Raw genomic sequence first — 17,479 nt, forward strand, 5'->3', positions numbered from 1 at the left:
GTAGTTTCTGTTCCTCTTCGACAGGAAAGAACTTATAATCTCAACATGCTTGCGGCGCTCAGTTTGGCTACAGTTCTTTCCCTCCAAGGAAACTGGCTGGGTCAGAACGCCATTCCGCTCTCTCCTTCCGGAAAATTCTCGCAGTATGACGACCTGAAAAAACTACGTTCTATGCTGGATGGCGTTCGCATCGTCGGAATGGGAGAGGCGACGCACGGAACTCGGGAATTTTTTGAGACCAAGCACCGAATGTTCCGCTTCCTCGTGGAGGAGATGGGGTTTCGGGTCTTCATTCTCGAAGCCTCGATGGCGGGGTGCCTAATGATGGATGACTACGTTTTGGGGAAGAAAGTCGATGTGAAGGAGGCGATCTATCGGCAGCAGTTTTGGACTTGGTCAGTGGTAGAGCTGAGGGAGTTGCTGGAGTGGATGCGGGAGTACAACCGGACCCACGCGGAGAAGTTGAGGGTGTTCGGTAATGACATGCAGAACTCTGAAGATCCGATGGTCTACTTCTTAAGCATCAAAGGGCGGCTTAAGAACTTCCCAAATGACACCAAGTTCCCTACGCAGGACGCTGAGTGGGAGAGCTGGCTACCACTAATCAAGGCTCAGTTGGGAGAGGAGGAGTTCAGGATTTCTGAGCTAGTTCTTGCTACCTATCGTCAAGCAAAGGGGAACGACTGGATTTCGGAGTTGCGCCTACTTCAGCAGCGGGTGATTCCGAAAATGCAAGAAACGTTCTCTGACGCTGAGAAACTCCTGAAGGAATTGCCGAACCTCGATCCGGCGGCAAGAAGCGGATTGGAATTTGTGGATCAGCACAAAACAAAGCTCGTCCAGGAGGCGGAAAACACGAGAGAGGGGGCTCAAAAAATGAAAGAGTGGAAAGTGGCACTAATCGCCGCGCAATCGAAAGCGACGTCCGACAAAAAGCTCTCCGAACGCATTCGCCTCCAAGTTGATCTCCTGGATTTTCTACTCTTCATCGGGACAATGCCGAAGGGCTTGAACCCAGGAAACTATCGTGACCAGTGCATGGCAACCAACTCTACTACGATTATCGAAACGGTTCTGCCGAGTAGTAAGGCAATGATCTGGGCGCACAACGGGCACATTGGTCGTGCCAAGTTTGCGCAAGGATTCGAGGCGATGGGTTGGCACCTTGATAATCTGTGGAAGGAAAAGTACGTACCCTTAGCGTTCGCATTTTCCGAGGGATCGTTCCGAGCATCAGACGGGAATCAAGTCAAAACTCACAAGGTAGGCGCCTCGAAGGGTGGGCTCGAAACCCTTTTGCGCAAGGAAGGTCCAAAAGAAGACTTCTTCCTACCAGTACGCGGCCCCAGCGGCCTCCCAGATTTCCTCCGCCCCGACCTGACTTCGCGGCAGATTGGAGCAATCTGGAACGCACAAGTTGAGAAGGTGTCGACGCAGCCGTTCAACCTGCCCTTGTGGTATGACGGACTGTTCTTCTTTCATAAGACGACTTCGGCACGAGCGCTAAACTAGACAATCTGATCGACAAGCGGTTCGTTGGTTTGGCACCGGCGGAAGTTTTCGACGAAGTGATCGAGAAGGGTTTGGGCTTCGTTTTGGAGGCCACCGGCGATGTGGGGGGTGATCCAGCAGTTGGGGGCGGTCCAGAGGGGGTGGCCCTCGGGCAGAGGTTCGGGGGAGACGACGTCGAGGAGGGCAGCGGCGAGGTCTTTGTTGAGGGCTTGGAGCAGGGCGGTTTGGTCGACGGTGTCGCCTCGGCCGATGTTCGTGAACGTTGCGCCGGGCTTCATCGCTTTGAACTCCTTTTCGCCAAATATGAGCTCGGTGGAGGCGTTGAGAGGGAGAATGTTGACGACGTGGTCGGCCCAGCCGAGCTGCTCTTTGAGTTCGGAAATCCGGTAGCAGGGGACACGCTCGGTGCCTCGGGGTTCCCTTCTCAGGCCGCGGACTGTGCAGCGGAAAGGTTGGAGGAGTTCAGAGAGGCGTTCGCCGATGGCTCCGTAGCCGACGATAAGAACGGTTTGTCCTTCGAGGATTCTTGTTTGGGGTCTTAACTCTCCGTAGGTCCAGGTCTTGGCGTCGAGGGACGGGGCAAGGCGGCGGTTGTGAGCGAGGATGAAGGCGAGAGCGTGCTCGGCGCAGGGGGAGTCGTAGACGCTGCTGGAGTTGGTGAATGCGGTTTTCGTTTCTTTGAGGTGCCCGAGGATTTCGGAGGTGTCGTAGCGGGTGTAGCCGGCACTGGTGATGTGCATCCACTTTTTGGTTGTGCTGTTGAGGAGGTCTTCTACGGCGGGTTGACCGAAAAGGATTTCTGCTTCTTGGGCGCGGGGGTCTCCGGCCCCGGCGGTGAGGTTATTGACTCCGCTGGCGTCGATGACGAGGTCGTAGGGGGCGATTTTCTCGCGCAGCCAGGCTTCTTCGGAGGCGGAGAGCACGACGTTTGTCCAGACGGTGGGCACGGCTTGATTCTACTGCCTATCGGGGCAGGTACATTCACAGCATGACCGCACGAGAACTCATCGAAAAACAACTGGACGAGACTGGATTCCAGTTCAACGCCTGTCTGAAGGACCTGACGGAGGAGACCTTTGAGGCGAAACCGGTCGCGGTTTTGATGTCCTGTAAAGAGACGGTGGAGCACAGCATGGAGGCGCTTCAGGCGGTGATTACCGGAGTGGCTGGGGGGACGCACAGTTGGGGAACATACCAGGCTCCTGCATTACCGATGACTCAACTTATCGAAACATTCAATTCGTTGAGGGGGCTGGCTATTGAGGCAGGGCTATCGGTTTTTGATGACGATGCTCATTGGCTGAATGACTACTTGGTCTTGCACGAGGTCTATCACGTCGGGCAGATGGCGGCGGTTCGGCATGCGCTGGGTGATGGGTGGGACAGCTACGCGATCTATCGCTAGAAAACTATTCTCGCTTTGCTGGATTCTTTACAGCCGGACCGCATAGCCGGCACCGAAAAACCAGTTACCCCCAGCGCCGCCTTCAAAGGTTCTTCCTAAATGGAAATCGGCTTGTTGACGATGGTTATGGGCAAATGTTTTACCCAAGTGCATTGTGTGCGTAGTTGGCTGATCTTTCGTCCAAGTTCCGAGCCATTCCACAAAGATCGAGGAGTTTTTGCTTGTGTTTTGACTGAGCATCATTGCAATGCTGTAAGCCGGGATGATGTCGGTCCCGATTCGTTTCCACTGGGCAAAATCTGACATCGTAATTGACGAGTTTTTAGTGATCTGCCGAGATGCAGAAAAGTACGCCTGTGTGTCGAACGAATTCGAAGTTAAATCCGCTTGACCAAGGGGCAGGCTCGTCCCAATTCCAGCGGCGGTATCCCACCCACTTAACCAACTGAGCTGCTTACTCAGATAGAAGCTTGAGTCTCCGAACCCACTGAAGTCGATGCCGCGCCCGCCAAACGAAAAGTTGGGAAGCGTGAAATCGAGTTCAGTCCCTCCTGAACGACCCAGTCTTAGAACTGCTTCGGGACCAGATAACCCATCCGTATTGTGATCATGCTGAAATGTGGTTCCGAACTCTAGGATAATTTCGCCCTTTGCTAGTAATAACGCGTTGGTCGTAAAATTTGGCCTGTTCGCGTTGAGCGGCTCCTCGTCCGCAAGAATCAGACCTGTTAAACAACTTGCCAAGAGTAATAGGAGTATCTTCATGTCCCTAAAAAGTTTGCCAACGCGTTCGGATGAAGCGGCCAGTTAAACATCCCGGCGAGTCCCATCACTAACCCAAAAATCGCAAAAATGAGTGCAAAACTGTACAGCCATCGTTTCCGTGCGAGGGCAGTAACCGCCAGAAGGGCAATGGCAACGGATATTGCCGAATCCGACATATCAAATTGATCGTCACGAAAGTTCAAAGCGTTGTAAAGCTTCTCGGCATCCTCGGCCTTGGCTTTCACATCGTTACCCTCACCGGCTTGCTTTTTGACAAGTGCCTCCCACTTCTCAGCCCCTGCCCTAATAGAGTTTCGAGACTCGATCGCCTTGAGAGTGTCGACTGTTGCTTCGGCAGTCTCGAGACGAGATTTATGTGCTTGGTACCAGCCCCAGTTGTCGATTCGATCAGCCTGCGCCTGCTGCATCGCCTGACAAATGTTGTCGTCTTTGATCTTAAAGATCCCCATGAAAACTGCTAAGAACGCGATAGTGATCGCCACAATGCTCGTCAATCGATCCTTGTTTGCGCTATCGGAATCAAACAGATCAGAGGGTTCCATTCGACCGCCTCGCCACCGAAATACATACCCCTTCCCGGTATCTAGATATCATCAACCGAAAGGACGATTGAATCGATTATTTGTTCATTACCGTGTTCACTACCGCACAAATTTGAACGTTAATCGTCAGAATCGGAAGACACTAAGCCGCAACTGCATACTGCTCAACGTGTTTCAAACAACAAGCTCGCACCCGAGCCCTGATTCGGTTGATGTACTTGGCTCGTTCGGTAACGCTCACGGCGCCCCGGGCGTCAAGGAGGTTGAACACATGGGAGCACCTGAGCGCGAGGTCTAGAGCGGGGTAGACGAGGCCCTTCGGGCCGGCTCCGGCGGGCGGGGTGCCTTCGGCTTGGGCAGAGGTGAGGATTCCTTGTTTCTCGTCCCAGAAGACTTCGGTTTCGATGACGCGCTTGGATTCCTCCTCGTACATGTCGAACATCTTGAAGAGCATGTCGGTGGAGGCGACTTCGAAGTTGTAGACGTTGTCTTGCAGCTCCAGTTGATAATCGACATCCTTATACGAGAGGTCGTCGCTCCATTGGAGGTCCTTCCAGAAGGACTGCTGGTTGTTGAGCATCAGGCAGAGGCGCTCGGGGCCGTAGGTGATTTCGGCACAGACCGGGTTGCACTCGATTCCGCCCATTTGCTGGAAGAAGGTGAACTGGGTGACTTCGGCACCGTTGATCCAGACTTCCCAGCCGACTCCGCTAGCTCCGGCGGCTTGGCTTTCCCAGTCGTCTTCGACGAACCGAATGTCGTTCTTGGAGGTATCGATTCCGATGGCATCGAGCGAGCCGAGGTAGAGGTCAACAATGTTCTCCGGTGACGGCTTCATGATGACCTGGTACTGGTAGTACCGCTGACTGCGCTGGGGGTTGAGGGTGTAGCGGCCGTCAGCGGGTCTTCTTGAAGGTTGGATGTAGGCGACGTTCCATGCATCGGGTCCGAGGACGCGGAGCGTGGTTGCGGGGTGCATGGTTCCGGCTCCGACTTCGACGTCGTAAGGCTGGAGGATGGCGCATCCTTGGGCTGACCAGTATTCGTTAAGGCGTCGGATCAGCTCCTGGAAAGTCATGCGTTAGATTATGACAGGAAGCGGGTGCCTATTCTAGGCACCCGCTGACCCCGTCAGTTCTTCCGTCGCTTTCTTGCGAACGCCGCGAGGCCCAGGCCGAGAGCGGCGAGGGAAGCTGGCTCCGGAACTACGGCTACCGTGGCGAGGTAACCCATGTTGTGGCCAGTGCTGATTGTTCCGTTCGCGGCCCAAGCGGATCCGTTCCACAGGTAACGAGAGATGTTATCACTCTGGTGTCCCGAGACGAACATTTCGGCACCATCAGGGCTGAAGGCAAGACCGATGGCCTGTTGCGGCGTGGCGACACTTGTCTTTGCAATCGGCTCGAAGTTTGCGTTGAGGTCGACTTTGTAGACTTGGCCTGCGTTTGCATACGTCGTCACGTACAACGCGCCGCCCTGGTATTGCATTTGGTGAGCAAAGTTACCATCCAGCGCAAAGAAGGTCGATGTATTCGTGGTCAGATTTGTCACGCGAAGTCCAGTGTTTTGAGACTCAATCAGTCGCTTGCCGTCTGGGCTTACCCAGGCGTCTCGAACAGGTAGAAAAGAGGAGCCGCCGACATCAGTGCTTCCCGTGTAATGTCGCGACCCGTTATTGACTGTCGAGACCCAGATGTCTCCATCGGGCGCAAAGTTGAAGCCGTGAAATCCCTGGAAGTTCGCGTTTGAAGCAGTCAGGATTTCGGCACCTCCGGTGAAACCAGTTTGTGTGATTCCGAACCTCTGTATCGAGCCCTGCCCGAGTGTGTTTCCGTACCTGTTACTCACATAGAGATCACTACCGCGAACAACGACGCCAATCGCATCATGAAGCGCAGATGCTGGAATCCCAGTTCCAGCTGCAGCCGCACCTCCGGTTGTTGCGAAGTCGTAAACCTGGACTCCTCCATACTGCGCGGTATTACCGCCGACTGAACCCGACGTCGTTTCGGCTGCGATAAGCCGGAATTGGGCAAACGAAGTTGCCGAGATTAAGGTTGCCAAAGCAACAAGATAGCCTTTTTTCAATGCATTCATGATCTTCACGAGTAAGCGAACTGCTCACCCGCAATACTATCAGGAATTGGCAGATACAGACGAGCAGTTTTAACGCAACGGGTCTGAAACTTAGTGTTAGGCCGAGCCAATCGGCTGGATGATAAGCTCTGCTCGTAGGAACGCCTCGACAACCTCCGGATTCCATTCCTTGCCCGCGCTGCGCTCGATTTCTTCGAGGGCGATTTCGCGCATGATCGGGTCTTTCCAGGAGGCGCCGTGAAGCATGACGTCAAAGGCTTCGCAGAGTCCGATGATTTGGGCGGCGAGGGGGATTTCTTCGGCGACGAGGCCGTCGGGGTATCCTGCGCCGTTCCACCGTTCGTGGTGGTAGCGAATTCCGGGGATGGCGGGGGTGAGCCAGTCGTAGGATTCGACGAGGCGGACAGAGAATTCGGCGTGGCGGCGAATGACGTCGAGTTCGGCGTCGGTCAGGGATCCCACTTTGGACAGGACGGTCGCGTCGAGTTTTGTCTTGCCCACATCGTGAAGGAGGGCAGAATAGCGGAGCCGCAGCAGCTCGGCCTCCGAGAGCCCCAACTCGGCCCCCGTTCCCACCGAATAAACCGCAACGCGCTCGGCGTGTTCGCGCTCTCCGGGAGCGTTGAGGTCGAGCGCCACCAGGAGAGCCCGGATTGTTTCGTTACGCTGCCGCCGTTCTTCGTTCGAAATTTCCATTGCAATTACGTTTCTGGGACGTTTGCACCCCTTCCGCAACCGGAGAGATGTTGGTACAGTAAACCTTAATCAACATGCAAACACCTCCTCCTTTCAACCGTCCGCCAGAGGGCCAATACTATCAGCAACCGATGAAGCCGAAGAAGAATCCTTTGGTGATTGTGTTTGCGATATTGGGCGTTCTCACTCTTTGCTGCGGGGCCCCACTCGGAGGATTGTTCTACTTCGGTAAGAAGGTTGTTGATGCAGGAATGGGAGCCGGGGAATGCGCTATCAACGTGAAGATGATGTCGGCCGCTTTGAAAAACTACCAAGCCGCGAACGGTGGCAAATTGCCGAAAGCGGAGACCTGGCAGACCGATATCTCAAAGTACCTCATGCCGGACAAGGACTTGAACGACATGAAAGAATCTCCGATCAAATTCAACATCTGGACTCCCGGTGGTGAGTGGAGCTGTGGCAGCAAGACGAAAACTGGCTTCGCTTTCAACGAAGCTTTCTCGGGCAAAACTCTCCCAGAGGCAATCAAGATTTCCGCAACCGATCCGGCAATCTTTGAGATTAAGTCCGTTGGGTACAACCAACACACCAAGTACAAGGCCCTTCCGGAAAGCGAAAGCCCACAGATGTTGGAGGGTATCGCCGACTCCAACCGGGGCTGGTTCCTTGTTACTCCAGATGGCGCGATCAAAGGGATGAACAGCAAGAAGAAGGGTGGCGGTTCGGTTGACTTCAATTTTGATTCTTCATCGGATGAGAAGAAGCCGAGCAAAGAATCTGCGAACTCGGAGTAGTACACTAGCGTTAAGGCAATTATGGCAAACCTCTTTCTCGCGGCTTTTGGACTCCCGGCAGGTGCGGAGCTTTGGATCATCGGTGGTGTTGTTCTGCTTCTTTTCGGCGGAGCAAAGATTCCCCAGTTGATGCGCGGGCTTGGACGCGGAGTCGGAGAGCTTAAAGTCGGGCTTGAAGAAGGCAAAAAGGCTTTCAGCGAAGCCGGCGGCGAAGAGAAGAAAGACGACGATAAGAAAGGCGAGTGATGCTGGCTGCATTTGGATTGCCTCCAGGGCCCGTCGAGATGTTCTTTCTGGCGTTCCTTGTACTCAAGATCGGCTTGATCGTTGCTTTGGTTTCCTATCTGTTTCGCAAGTTTCCGTCGATAATGCGGGGTCTGGGTCGCGGCATCGAGCAGTTCCAACGCGGAGTTGACGAAGGGCCCGGAGGTAAGTAATGCCTGGATTACCTGGTGGTTCTGAGTGGATTTTGATTGGGCTGGTTGTCCTCCTCCTTTTCGGCGGCGAGAAACTTCCTTCTTTGATGCGCGGAATTGGAAAAGGCGTCGGCGAGCTCAAGGCCGGGCTTGAAGACGGTAAGCGGAAGTTGCAGGACGCGATGGAAGAAGCGGCGGATCAGAAGGGCGACACACACTAGAGTCGCAAGAACTTAGCTCTTTTCGCTTGGTCACTGAGGGAGACTTTCCAGCGGGAAGCCCACTTTGGGGTCTCAATCTCCTCGAAGGTTGCCTTTTCGAACACGTACAGCACGCTTTCGTCGGCCCGCAGAACCCCATTTTTAATAGTGAGAGTGCGCTCTTGGTGGTTGTCCTGGGCTCGGTCTGAACCCCGACCATTGCCGCCTAGCAGCTCCTTTGCGTTTATGATTTGGTAGGGGCAGTCCGGTTCGACGTAATCGCGCTTCGGTGCTCGTTCGCCTCCCCGGTACCACTCATAAGACAGAACGCTGATCGTTTGGTCTCCAAAACTAGCGTCTGCCCAACTGCAATGCGATGTACCCCACCAAGCTAGCGCGGTACAGAATGGCGGCTTCGCAACTGCAATGTAGGCAGATGGATAATCATTGAAATTCTCGCAATAGTAGGCGAAGAGATCGCCTACTGTGCTCATCGAGAGCACACTTGCTCTTCCTGCCACAAATTGCCCGGGAACCAAACGGTCCGATCGCAAATCAAGTAGAAAAAACCTGCTGAGCCGACCCGAAAAACCGATTGAAATGACGGCCCAATGCGATCCTCGCGAACTCGCAATCGAACAAGTCCAGTTCTCAGGAGGATTCCCGGTTCGCCGAGTTAACCTTCTGGACATTGGTTCATGTTACTCCCCTTGGTTAAGAGCATATAGGGGGGTGCAAAGTGCCCACTGTGCTACCAGGTAAACTGCCTTCGAAAAGTTGTGTGCTCGCCGATGATGCCGGGCGTTTGCAATGTAATTCGGAGAAATAGATTCACCTTATGAGTAACAAGCGCGTCTGGCTGTTTCGTGAGGGTAACGCAACTCTGCGTGACCTCCTCGGTGGTAAGGGTGCAAACCTTGCCGAAATGACCAATATCGGTCTTCCTGTCCCTCCTGGCTTCACGATTACCACTGAAGTTTGCACCGAATACTACGCCACAGGGCGACAGCTTCCGGCTGGCCTGATGGAAGAGATGACGACGGCTCTCGCCGACGTTGAGAAGGACCTCGGCAAGAAGTTTGGCGATGCTTCCAATCCGCTTCTTCTCTCGGTTCGATCCGGTGCTAAGTTCTCGATGCCGGGAATGATGGACACCGTTTTGAACCTTGGTCTTACCGACGAAATCGTCGATGCGCTCTGCAAAGTCTCCGATCCTCGATTTGTTTACGACAGCTACCGCCGCCTCATCATGATGTTGTCGGACGTTGCTTACTCCGATAAGTACGAGCACATTTCCAAGCACGACTTCGAGCACCTTTTTGCTGACCTGAAGAAGGAACTCGGCGTTAAGGAAGATCTTGAAGTCGATGCAGAGGGCCTCAAGAAGCTCTGCGAGCAGTATAAGGCTCACGTCCTCAAGGTCACCGGAAAGGAGTTCCCACAGGATCCGTTCGTTCAGATGAAAGAAGCCGTTGAGGCCGTCTTCCGCTCCTGGAACAACGACCGAGCAATCGTGTACCGACGGAAGGAGAAGATTCCGGACGAGATCGGAACTGCGGTCAACATCCAGGCAATGGTCTTCGGAAACCGAGGCGACGACTGCGGAACCGGCGTTGCGTTCACTCGAAACGCTTCGACTGGCGAGAACGTTGTTTTCGGCGAGTACTTGATGAACGCACAGGGCGAAGACGTCGTTGCCGGCGTTCGCACCCCGCTCGAGATCGCTGACCTCCAGAAGGCAAACCCTGCGATCTACCAAGAGTTTGATGACACTTGTAAGAAGCTCGAAGCTCACTACAAGGACATGCAGGACATCGAGTTCACCATCGAGCACGGCAAGCTGTTCATTCTCCAGTGCCGATCCGGTAAGCGAACTGGACCAGCCGCGATCAAGATCGCGGTTGACCAGGTCAACGAAGGACTTATCACCAAGGACCAGGCTCTTCTCCGAGTCGATCCTGAGCTGTTGAACCACTGCCTTCTTCCGGTCATCGCTCCGGGAACCAAGTATGCAACCATCGCCAAGGGTCTTCCCGCAGGTCCTGGTGCGGCGACTGGTATCGCTATCTTCGACTCCGAAAAGGCTGCTGAGCTCGGAAAGGGCGGACTTGGTCAGAACGTGATCTTGGTTCGCGCTGAGACCTCGCCCGACGATCTGAAGGGAATGCTCGCGGCACAAGGCGTTCTGACCGAAAAGGGTGGAATGACCTCGCACGCCGCGCTCGTTGCTCGTGGATTTGGTATCCCAACCGTTGCTGGCTGCTCCGAAATCTCGGTTAACGCCGGTAAGAAGGAGTTCGCCTACGCTGGCGGAACCATCAAGGAAGGCGATCTGATCTCCCTGAACGGAACCCTTGGTGAAGTCATCAACGGTAGCGTTCCCGTAGAGCCTCCGATGATGACCGGCGAGTTCGGCACCTTCCTTGGCTGGGCTGACTCCGAGCGAACCCTCGGTATTCGAACCAACGCTGACACCCCAGAAGACACCGAGCTTGCAATCAAGTTTGGTGCCGAAGGAATCGGTCTCTGCCGAACCGAGCACATGTTCTTCGAAGGCGAGCGACGCCCGGTCGTTCAGCGCATGATCCTTGCTGAGAACGATGCCGAGCGAAAGGCAGCTCTCGACGAGCTTTTGGTCTTCCAACGCGAAGACTTCAAGGGCATCTTCGAAGCCCTGAAGGGGATGCCGATGACGGTCCGCCTCATCGATCCTCCTCTCCACGAGTTCCTTCCTTCCTTGGCTTCGTTGATCGAGGAAGTTGCGGTTGCAAAGGCAAGCGGCAAGCCAGACACGGCGAAAGAAGAGCTTCTTCACACCGTTGAAGGAATGCACGAAATCAACCCGATGATGGGACTCCGAGGCTGCCGACTCAGCATCGTGTTCCCTCAGATCGTCGAGATGCAGACTCGAGCAATCCTCGAAGGCGCCGCTCTCGTGATCAAGGCGGGCGGAAAGGCTAAGCCTGAGATCATGATTCCTCTCGTCGGCCACGTGAACGAGCTTCGCTTCGTTCGTGAGCGACTTGAAGCAACCGCTAAGAAGGTTGTCGAAGAGCAAGGCGTCGAGATTCCTTACGAGTTCGGCACCATGATCGAAGTTCCTCGCGGTGCTCTCACCGCCGACGAGATCGCAGCTGAGGCTTCGTTCTTCTCGTTCGGAACTAACGACCTTACACAGATGACCTTCGGCTTCTCGCGAGACGACTCGGACAAGTTCCTCAAGCCATACGTGGCCCAGAAGATCCTCCCCGGCGATCCGTTCGAGTCCATCGACCAGACCGGCGTTGGTTTGTTGATGGAGATTGCGGTTGAGAAGGGCAGAAAGGTCCGGCCAGGCCTCAAGATGGGAATCTGTGGCGAGCACGGCGGCGAGCCCCGATCGATTGCGTTCTGCAACAAGATCGGCCTCGACTACGTCAGCTGCTCCCCGTTCCGAGTGCCTATCGCTCGCCTCGCGGCGGCACAGGCTGCGATCCTTGCCAGCAAAGGCGGCGCCGAGCGCGACAAGTAAGCGGGTTCAAATAGAGCTTATGGCCCCGCGCAGATTGCGCGGGGCCCTTTTTTACACCGACGAAGCACATTGGGTCAACCTTTAGTGCTTAGAACAGCTCCATGTTATGTGGTGCCTTCGCCACCAACATTATGTTTGCTCTCTACGTTGTCACCCTTCTAGCTCAACCAACCGAACTGACCGAGACGCTCAAAGCTGAAACTCTCAACGAGTTTGCTCGGGAGTTGGATCGCTCTTATGTCCACCGTGATGTTGCCAAGCGCATCGGAGCGGAGTTTGACAAGTGGAAACTCACACCCGATTACGAGCAAGTCAGCTCTGGAGAGGAGTTCGCAAATCGCATCAACGCAATCATGAGGGGGCAGGTGACCGACGGGCATCTCTCGATCCGGTATTCAGCTGAAAAGCTCCCGCCGAGGCAGGAGCGGATGAAGCCGAGCCAAGAGGAGATTGCCCAGGATCAGAAGATGATGCGCATGACAAACGCCGGCTTTACCAAAGTCGAGCGGCTGGGAGGCAACATCGGTTACGTCAAGATCAACCAGTTCTTCCAACTTGCCGACTCTAAGCGTCCCATACAGGCGTCGATGAAGTTCCTTTCCAATACAGACGCAATGATCATCGACCTCCGCGAGCATCGCGGCGGGCACAGTGAGACTGCTGACTTCTTCACCAGCATTTTCTTTGACCCGAAGGCACCGGTCAAGTTCTGGGACGTTTACGACCGACTGCAGGATAAAAAGTTTGCGGTTTGGTCGTCGAAGAACACGATGGGACTCCGCTACACGAAACCAATCTACGTTCTCATCAGCGGAGCAACCGGTTCAGCCGGCGAGAGTGTGGCTTATAACCTTCAAGCCTACAAGCGATCCACCACAATTGGATCGAAGAGCTACGGAATCGCGAATATGGGCAACTTCTTTCGGATCAACGATCACTTCATGAGCCTTATCCCCTTCGCCCAGGGCCGAAATCCAGTGACGGGCACGAACTGGGAGAAGGTTGGCGTGGTGCCAGAGATTAAGGCTTCGATCACGGAATCGCTGGTCGAGGCTCAAAAGCTCGCGCTAGAAAACCTGATGTCCGCCACCCAAGACCCGTCAGACAAGGCGGCCCTCAGCGGCGCTCTGGCTCGGCTCAAAGCTTAATCGGTTTTCCACCCGCATCAGCTGATCGCAGAATCGCATCCATGATCCTCACGTCGCGGAGGCCCATATCGCCGCCGGTCTTGAGGGTCATTTTCGGGTCACGAATGCACTGACTCAGATGGTCCATTTGGAGTGCCCATTGGTTGGACTCTTTCGGAATGATCGGCTGGCCGTTGAGGGTGAATTGGTGGTTTTCGTAGCCGGTGGCGGGTTCGGCGTCAATGCGTCCGGCGTTGCCGTAGATGCGGACGTTGTTGGCATTCCAGCTATAGCTGGTGGCGCCTTGGCCCGTAATTCCGTTGGGGAAGACGAGGGTGAAGTGGTTGGAGTCTTCGACTTCTTTGAAGAGCTTGTTGCTGCTCTTGTCGCGAGTTCCGGTGACTTCGATCGGGTCGGCTCCGGCGAACATGCACATCGCTTGAATGGCGTAGATTCCAATCTCGCTGATCGCGCCGAAACCGCCGATGGCGCGCTTGTGGTGCCACTGGCTCCAGTCGCCTAATGTGAAGCCGTGGTCGCTGCGGATGTAACGGATGGTGCCAAGTTTGCCTTCCTTGCAAAGCCTTTGGGCTTCCAGGTTGTGAGGCTCGAAGTGACAGCGGTAGCCAACGCCGAGTCGCTTGTTTCGCTTCTTGGCTTCCTCGACCATTTCAATGGCTTGCTTCAAATCGCCGGTCATCGGCTTCTCGCAGCTGACGTGCTTGCCCGCTCTGAGGGCTCGCATGACGAACTCGTGGTGGGTGCCGGGAGGGGTGATCACGTAGACGACGTCGATATCTGGGTCGTTGGCGATCTTTTCGAGGTTCTTGTAATCGTAAATCTTGTTCTCAGGAATGCCGTACTGTGCACCGTACATCTTCCCTTTCTCAGGCGAGCCAGTGATGAGGGACACCAGCCGACTGTGCTTACAATGCTTGAAGTTCGGCATGATATTTCGGGTGGCGTATCCGCCGAGACCAAGCACTGCCCAGCCGACGGGTTTGTCTTGTCCGAGGTTGCCGAGTGCGGCGGCTCCTAGAGCAGAACTAGAGGCTGCAAGAAGTTCGCGTCGAGAGAGGTCCATGAGTCGCAGTTTACGCTTGATCCAAGAGGAATTGATTGTAGAATTTGATTGTGTTAGGCTTCCTTTTTGGTGAGGATCGGGAACCCCAACCTTCGCCCTGGCTCCGAGAATGGCAAACAAGGGACGATGCCCCGATCATTCGGCTGGTCGATGCGATCTTAGCGCAGGCGGTGAACGAAAGGTCTTCTGGAATCAGATTCGTTGTAGATCCCAACCGCATCCATATTGATGTTCCAACAGAGGAGCAATGGCAGAAGCGTGTCGAAATCGAGTCATGGATGACTGAGAACAAGATTCCAAGATCGGACCAGGGAGACACTGACCCAGAGCTGTGGGTCGACTACGAAATCGATAACCAGTGGCGCGTCGCGATGATTGTTCCGGGGAACCTGACCGACCCAACAATTTGCAGACTACGAGTTAGACTCAATTATAAGCGATTCGCGTCTCTGGAGGAACCAGAGAATCTAATCTACGTCGACGGATCATTCCTACATATCGAAAGGTTTTCGCTGACTGATTCAGTCCGTGCTCTTATCCGAATCGAACCTGACCCTGACTAGCCCTCAACGTCCGGCAGCGGCGCAAACATCGCCATCAGTTGCTCATACTGGGCCTTCCCCATCGTGTGCGGTTTCGCCAGAACTCGGGCCGTGTAGTTACCGTGCATTTTGTCGCCTTCGGAGTACATCCAGTCTGAAATCTTTGACTCTGGAACCGTCACCAGTTCGCCAAATTTTACGTTTTTAACAATTCCAGGATCGTTCCCTAGTTTTCCTCTAACCGACTCGCCTTCGATGACGGGGTTCTCGAGCCAGAAGTGCTCAACCATTGCGCCATCTTCGATGGCAGCTTTGACCATATAGTCCTCGGGGTTCAGGGCCGAGGCTCGCTTGTCCCAGAAATACGGCAGGGTCTTTCGGGCGTTGGCGACGGCTTCGACCATTTCTGGGCTATCTGGATCAACTCGGGTCAACGTCTCCGGCATGGAGCGCATTCGAACGAAGTTCATGAATACAAGAAAGAAGACGACACCTAAGGCGATCCAAACAGCTAGCATGGGCGCATTCTACTCCCCAACTAGATTCTTGACAACCCATTCAATAACACCGGGGAACTGGACGTATGCCGCACAAGTCGCTATGATGAGGAAAACGCCATGGACATGATCAACCGCATCACCATCGGAATCCGGCTTCCGGAGTCAACAGTTCAGGAACTGGAACAAGCTCTCTTGCTCATCAAACGCAAGCCGGGGATTCTGGATGTTCGGTGGAGTCAGCCCGGAGAGTGGATCGTTCCGCTGATGCCGGTCGGTGAAGTCGGGGTTTCAACGGCGGCTGCGATTAAAGACAAGCTCGGTCCATTCGTCGCTAACATTAATCACTTCCAAGCCAACTTCGCCGGATTTTCCGGGGTGCCAAACCTGATTCAGCCCCGCTATGTGTCGCTGGTCTTTGACGAAACTTATAGCGGGGCTCTGATGCGTATCGCGACGGCCATTGAACAGCAAGTCGCACCGATTATTCCCCCTAAGGACATCAAGAACTTGCAAAACTACATCACGTTAGGGCGGCTCAAAACCGAAAGCGAGCAACTCCGGGTCGCCCTAGGTCGCGCACTCAAGATTCCGGAGCAGCCCGTTCTCAGCCCCCTGCCTGTGAGTTCAATTGATCTTCTGAGTGCGTTTGCCTCCACTAGCGGAATGAGTTACAAGGTGATTGAGTCGTTTCCGATGAAGTAATCTGCGACTTAACATGACCCTCGCCGCCTTTGCCCTCGCGCTCTCATACGTTCCGCAGTCCACCGACGAAATTGTCGCCAAGATCGTCAATGAGGCGAAATCGAACTCGCAGGCGATGAAGTCGCTCCAGGACTTGACATCTAAGTTCGGCCCGCGCCTGACGTCTTCCTCTAACCTCGATCAAGCCCAACGCTGGATGGCGAATCAATTCAAAAAGGCCGGTTGCACAAATGTGCATTTAGAACCTTGGGGTTCGATTCCGGTTGGGTTTGATCGTGGCCGAAACTCCTTTGGGCGGATGAACACCCCGGTTGCTCGTCAGTTTGAGTTCACTTCGCCAAGCTGGACCGAAGGCACGAAGGGAGCCATGAAGGGGCTGGCTATCGCCTGCCCGAAGGACAAAGCAGAGCTAGACGCGATGAAAGAAAAGTTGAAAGGAGCATGGGTGGTGATGGATCGTCAGCCACGGCGCTCACGTCCAGGGGCAGATGCGCCTTCGCCAGAGGTACAGGCGCAGATCGATTTGGATGCCGCAATTGATGGACTCGGAATCGCGGGGCGCGTCTATGCCTCGCGAAGCGAGCTTGTCATCACTTCCGGAAGTTTCCGAGATAAGACCTTCGAGAAGCACCCGATGGACCGAAGCGTGACGATTCGCAAGTCGGACATGGACGCTCTGAAGGCTTCGATGGCGGAAGGCAAAGCGGTTGAACTAGAGTTCAATTTGGACCAGAAGTTCCGCAAAGGGCCAGTTGTTCAAAACAACGTAATCGCCGAAATCAAAGGCACCGAGAAGCCGGACGAGGTGGTGATCATCAGCGGGCACATTGATAGCTGGGATGGACCGGGAGCAGTTGGAGCTTCGGATAATGGCACCGGTTCTTGCACCGCTCTGGAAGCAGCTAGGCTACTCCTGAAAGCAGGAGCCAAGCCTAAACGCACAATTCGATTCATCCTTTGGGGCGGCGAAGAGCAAGGGCTTTATGGCTCACGAAGCTACGTCATCCAGCACGAAAAAGAGCTGGACAAGATCAGCGCGGTATTCGTGGATGACGGCGGAAGCAACTACATCGGCGGCTATAACGGTCATCCCGACATGAAGCCAATCCTTCAACGAGGGATGGATCAGGTCGTCGCCGCATTCCCAGATTTGCCGATGCGTTACACCGAGCGGACGAACCCCAAGACTCAGATTGGTTCCGACCAGGACAGCTTCAACGCGGTCGGCGTGCCCGGGTTCTTCACCCTCGAAACCGGTTCCGAGAAGTACGGGTCTCAGGACTACAACTTCATCCACCACACCCAGCACGACACAATGAAGTACGTGATCCCCATGTACATGGTCCAGTCGTCGGTCGCCCACGCGGTCGTCGGCCTCCAGGTCGCCAACGCCGAGACAATGCTTCCTCGCTATCCAAAGTTCGAGTACAAGCTCAATCCAGACGGCGTTCCGGGGCTTGCTGCGCTTTTGATGAAGAAGTAAGCGCGGTTGACAACGTAGGATTCAGCATGCAAGACTAGAGGGGTCTTGATGCTGAGTCTTCACCATCACCACCATATCCATC

General features: G+C 54.7%; 20 protein-coding genes. 11 read left to right on the top strand and 9 right to left on the bottom strand.

The features are described 5' to 3' along the window. Positions 1 to 45 precede the first annotated feature (45 nt). A complete protein-coding gene (locus WCK51_00455) occupies positions 46 to 1,512 on the top strand; it encodes an erythromycin esterase family protein (GenBank protein MEI7575336.1) in 1,467 nt (488 codons plus the stop codon). Here the strand turns inward: WCK51_00455 and WCK51_00460 are convergent. Further along, the gene (locus WCK51_00460; GenBank protein ID MEI7575337.1) at positions 1,509 to 2,459 is read right to left on the bottom strand and encodes a D-2-hydroxyacid dehydrogenase; all 951 of its coding nucleotides are present in this window, start codon (positions 2,457 to 2,459) and stop codon (positions 1,509 to 1,511) included. The two genes, WCK51_00455 and WCK51_00460, sit on opposite strands and share 4 nt — an antisense overlap. 41 nt (positions 2,460 to 2,500) lie before the next feature. Here WCK51_00460 and WCK51_00465 point away from each other — a divergent pair, with 41 nt between their 5' ends. Next, complete coding sequence (locus WCK51_00465) at positions 2,501 to 2,917, top strand: hypothetical protein (protein MEI7575338.1); 417 nt, start codon at positions 2,501 to 2,503, stop codon at positions 2,915 to 2,917. 27 nt (positions 2,918 to 2,944) lie between these two features. Here the strand turns inward: WCK51_00465 and WCK51_00470 are convergent, their stop codons facing one another. From WCK51_00470 to WCK51_00490, 5 genes are all read right to left on the bottom strand, one after another. After that, a complete protein-coding gene (locus tag WCK51_00470) occupies positions 2,945 to 3,682 on the bottom strand; it encodes a hypothetical protein (GenBank protein ID MEI7575339.1) in 738 nt (245 codons plus the stop codon). After that, positions 3,679 to 4,245 (bottom strand): DUF4337 domain-containing protein, encoded by a 567-nt coding sequence (locus WCK51_00475; GenBank protein MEI7575340.1) that lies wholly within the window; start codon positions 4,243 to 4,245, stop codon positions 3,679 to 3,681. The genes WCK51_00470 and WCK51_00475 overlap by 4 nt, the downstream gene beginning before the upstream one ends. Positions 4,246 to 4,387: 142 nt before the next feature. Next, positions 4,388 to 5,323 carry a glycine--tRNA ligase subunit alpha gene (locus tag WCK51_00480; GenBank protein ID MEI7575341.1) on the bottom strand — a complete coding sequence of 312 codons (936 nt, stop codon included), beginning with the start codon at positions 5,321 to 5,323 and terminating at the stop codon, positions 4,388 to 4,390. Between the two features lie 53 nt (positions 5,324 to 5,376). Next, a complete protein-coding gene (locus WCK51_00485) occupies positions 5,377 to 6,342 on the bottom strand; it encodes a WD40 repeat domain-containing protein (protein MEI7575342.1) in 966 nt (321 codons plus the stop codon). Between the two features lie 96 nt (positions 6,343 to 6,438). Beyond that, positions 6,439 to 7,038, bottom strand: coding sequence for an HD domain-containing phosphohydrolase (locus WCK51_00490; GenBank protein ID MEI7575343.1), 600 nt, complete (start codon positions 7,036 to 7,038; stop codon positions 6,439 to 6,441). Positions 7,039 to 7,112: 74 nt separating this feature from the next. Between WCK51_00490 and WCK51_00495 the strand changes: the two genes are divergently transcribed. Genes WCK51_00495 through WCK51_00510 form a run of 4 tightly spaced genes read left to right on the top strand, consistent with a single transcriptional unit; the run spans position 7,113 to position 8,469 of the window. Next, on the top strand, positions 7,113 to 7,832 hold the full coding sequence (locus tag WCK51_00495) for a hypothetical protein (GenBank protein ID MEI7575344.1): 720 nt from the start codon (positions 7,113 to 7,115) through the stop codon (positions 7,830 to 7,832). Positions 7,833 to 7,853: 21 nt separating this feature from the next. Continuing rightward, positions 7,854 to 8,078, top strand: a complete 225-nt coding sequence (locus WCK51_00500; protein ID MEI7575345.1) for a twin-arginine translocase TatA/TatE family subunit — start codon at positions 7,854 to 7,856, stop codon at positions 8,076 to 8,078. After that, on the top strand, positions 8,078 to 8,269 hold the full coding sequence (locus tag WCK51_00505) for a twin-arginine translocase TatA/TatE family subunit (protein MEI7575346.1): 192 nt from the start codon (positions 8,078 to 8,080) through the stop codon (positions 8,267 to 8,269). The genes WCK51_00500 and WCK51_00505 overlap by 1 nt, the downstream gene beginning before the upstream one ends. Next, positions 8,269 to 8,469 (top strand): twin-arginine translocase TatA/TatE family subunit, encoded by a 201-nt coding sequence (locus WCK51_00510; GenBank protein MEI7575347.1) that lies wholly within the window; start codon positions 8,269 to 8,271, stop codon positions 8,467 to 8,469. Before WCK51_00505 ends, WCK51_00510 begins: the two co-directional genes overlap by 1 nt. Here WCK51_00510 and WCK51_00515 read toward each other — a convergent pair. Then, complete coding sequence (locus tag WCK51_00515) at positions 8,466 to 8,942, bottom strand: hypothetical protein (GenBank protein MEI7575348.1); 477 nt, start codon at positions 8,940 to 8,942, stop codon at positions 8,466 to 8,468. The genes WCK51_00510 and WCK51_00515 overlap by 4 nt on opposite strands. 344 nt (positions 8,943 to 9,286) lie before the next feature. On the opposite strand from WCK51_00515, the gene ppdK reads away from it, so the two are divergent. Both ppdK and WCK51_00525 read left to right on the top strand, forming a co-directional pair. Then, positions 9,287 to 11,959, top strand: coding sequence for a pyruvate, phosphate dikinase (gene ppdK / locus WCK51_00520; GenBank protein MEI7575349.1), 2,673 nt, complete (start codon positions 9,287 to 9,289; stop codon positions 11,957 to 11,959). Positions 11,960 to 12,060: 101 nt separating this feature from the next. Then, on the top strand, positions 12,061 to 13,107 hold the full coding sequence (locus WCK51_00525; protein MEI7575350.1) for a S41 family peptidase: 1,047 nt from the start codon (positions 12,061 to 12,063) through the stop codon (positions 13,105 to 13,107). Here the strand turns inward: WCK51_00525 and WCK51_00530 are convergent. After that, positions 13,097 to 14,170 carry a Gfo/Idh/MocA family oxidoreductase gene (locus WCK51_00530; protein MEI7575351.1) on the bottom strand — a complete coding sequence of 358 codons (1,074 nt, stop codon included), beginning with the start codon at positions 14,168 to 14,170 and terminating at the stop codon, positions 13,097 to 13,099. The genes WCK51_00525 and WCK51_00530 overlap by 11 nt on opposite strands. A 50-nt stretch (positions 14,171 to 14,220) precedes the next feature. On the opposite strand from WCK51_00530, the gene WCK51_00535 reads away from it, so the two are divergent. Further along, the gene (locus WCK51_00535) at positions 14,221 to 14,733 is read left to right on the top strand and encodes a hypothetical protein (protein ID MEI7575352.1); all 513 of its coding nucleotides are present in this window, start codon (positions 14,221 to 14,223) and stop codon (positions 14,731 to 14,733) included. On the opposite strand, the gene WCK51_00540 is transcribed toward WCK51_00535, so the two are convergent. Then, complete coding sequence (locus WCK51_00540) at positions 14,730 to 15,230, bottom strand: DUF2314 domain-containing protein (protein MEI7575353.1); 501 nt, start codon at positions 15,228 to 15,230, stop codon at positions 14,730 to 14,732. The genes WCK51_00535 and WCK51_00540 overlap by 4 nt on opposite strands. A 105-nt stretch (positions 15,231 to 15,335) precedes the next feature. Between WCK51_00540 and WCK51_00545 the strand changes: the two genes are divergently transcribed. After that, on the top strand, positions 15,336 to 15,914 hold the full coding sequence (locus tag WCK51_00545) for a hypothetical protein (GenBank protein MEI7575354.1): 579 nt from the start codon (positions 15,336 to 15,338) through the stop codon (positions 15,912 to 15,914). 13 nt (positions 15,915 to 15,927) lie between these two features. Beyond that, positions 15,928 to 17,397: a M20/M25/M40 family metallo-hydrolase gene (locus WCK51_00550; GenBank protein ID MEI7575355.1), complete on the top strand. Its 1,470-nt coding sequence runs from the start codon at positions 15,928 to 15,930 to the stop codon at positions 17,395 to 17,397. Positions 17,398 to 17,479: the final 82 nt, after the last annotated feature.

The organism is Armatimonadota bacterium, assembly GCA_037138755.1.
GTDB lineage: Bacteria > Armatimonadota > Fimbriimonadia > Fimbriimonadales > Fimbriimonadaceae > Fimbriimonas.

What these genes read in the sequence shown, in the direction of transcription:
- WCK51_00455 (MEI7575336.1), top strand. Translation starts at nt 46, where the DNA reads ATGCTTGCGGCGCTCAGTTTGGCTACAGTTCTTTCCCTCCAAGGAAAC.
- WCK51_00465 (MEI7575338.1), top strand. Translation starts at nt 2,501, where the DNA reads ATGACCGCACGAGAACTCATCGAAAAACAACTGGACGAGACTGGATTC.
- WCK51_00470 (MEI7575339.1), bottom strand. Translation starts at nt 3,682, where the DNA reads ATGAAGATACTCCTATTACTCTTGGCAAGTTGTTTAACAGGTCTGATT.
- WCK51_00475 (MEI7575340.1), bottom strand. Translation starts at nt 4,245, where the DNA reads ATGGAACCCTCTGATCTGTTTGATTCCGATAGCGCAAACAAGGATCGA.
- WCK51_00480 (MEI7575341.1), bottom strand. Translation starts at nt 5,323, where the DNA reads ATGACTTTCCAGGAGCTGATCCGACGCCTTAACGAATACTGGTCAGCC.
- WCK51_00485 (MEI7575342.1), bottom strand. Translation starts at nt 6,342, where the DNA reads ATGAATGCATTGAAAAAAGGCTATCTTGTTGCTTTGGCAACCTTAATC.
- WCK51_00490 (MEI7575343.1), bottom strand. Translation starts at nt 7,038, where the DNA reads ATGGAAATTTCGAACGAAGAACGGCGGCAGCGTAACGAAACAATCCGG.
- WCK51_00495 (MEI7575344.1), top strand. Translation starts at nt 7,113, where the DNA reads ATGCAAACACCTCCTCCTTTCAACCGTCCGCCAGAGGGCCAATACTAT.
- WCK51_00500 (MEI7575345.1), top strand. Translation starts at nt 7,854, where the DNA reads ATGGCAAACCTCTTTCTCGCGGCTTTTGGACTCCCGGCAGGTGCGGAG.
- WCK51_00505 (MEI7575346.1), top strand. Translation starts at nt 8,078, where the DNA reads ATGCTGGCTGCATTTGGATTGCCTCCAGGGCCCGTCGAGATGTTCTTT.
- WCK51_00510 (MEI7575347.1), top strand. Translation starts at nt 8,269, where the DNA reads ATGCCTGGATTACCTGGTGGTTCTGAGTGGATTTTGATTGGGCTGGTT.
- WCK51_00515 (MEI7575348.1), bottom strand. Translation starts at nt 8,942, where the DNA reads ATGAGCACAGTAGGCGATCTCTTCGCCTACTATTGCGAGAATTTCAAT.
- ppdK (MEI7575349.1), top strand. Translation starts at nt 9,287, where the DNA reads ATGAGTAACAAGCGCGTCTGGCTGTTTCGTGAGGGTAACGCAACTCTG.
- WCK51_00525 (MEI7575350.1), top strand. Translation starts at nt 12,061, where the DNA reads ATGTTATGTGGTGCCTTCGCCACCAACATTATGTTTGCTCTCTACGTT.
- WCK51_00530 (MEI7575351.1), bottom strand. Translation starts at nt 14,170, where the DNA reads ATGGACCTCTCTCGACGCGAACTTCTTGCAGCCTCTAGTTCTGCTCTA.
- WCK51_00540 (MEI7575353.1), bottom strand. Translation starts at nt 15,230, where the DNA reads ATGCTAGCTGTTTGGATCGCCTTAGGTGTCGTCTTCTTTCTTGTATTC.
- WCK51_00545 (MEI7575354.1), top strand. Translation starts at nt 15,336, where the DNA reads ATGATCAACCGCATCACCATCGGAATCCGGCTTCCGGAGTCAACAGTT.
- WCK51_00550 (MEI7575355.1), top strand. Translation starts at nt 15,928, where the DNA reads ATGACCCTCGCCGCCTTTGCCCTCGCGCTCTCATACGTTCCGCAGTCC.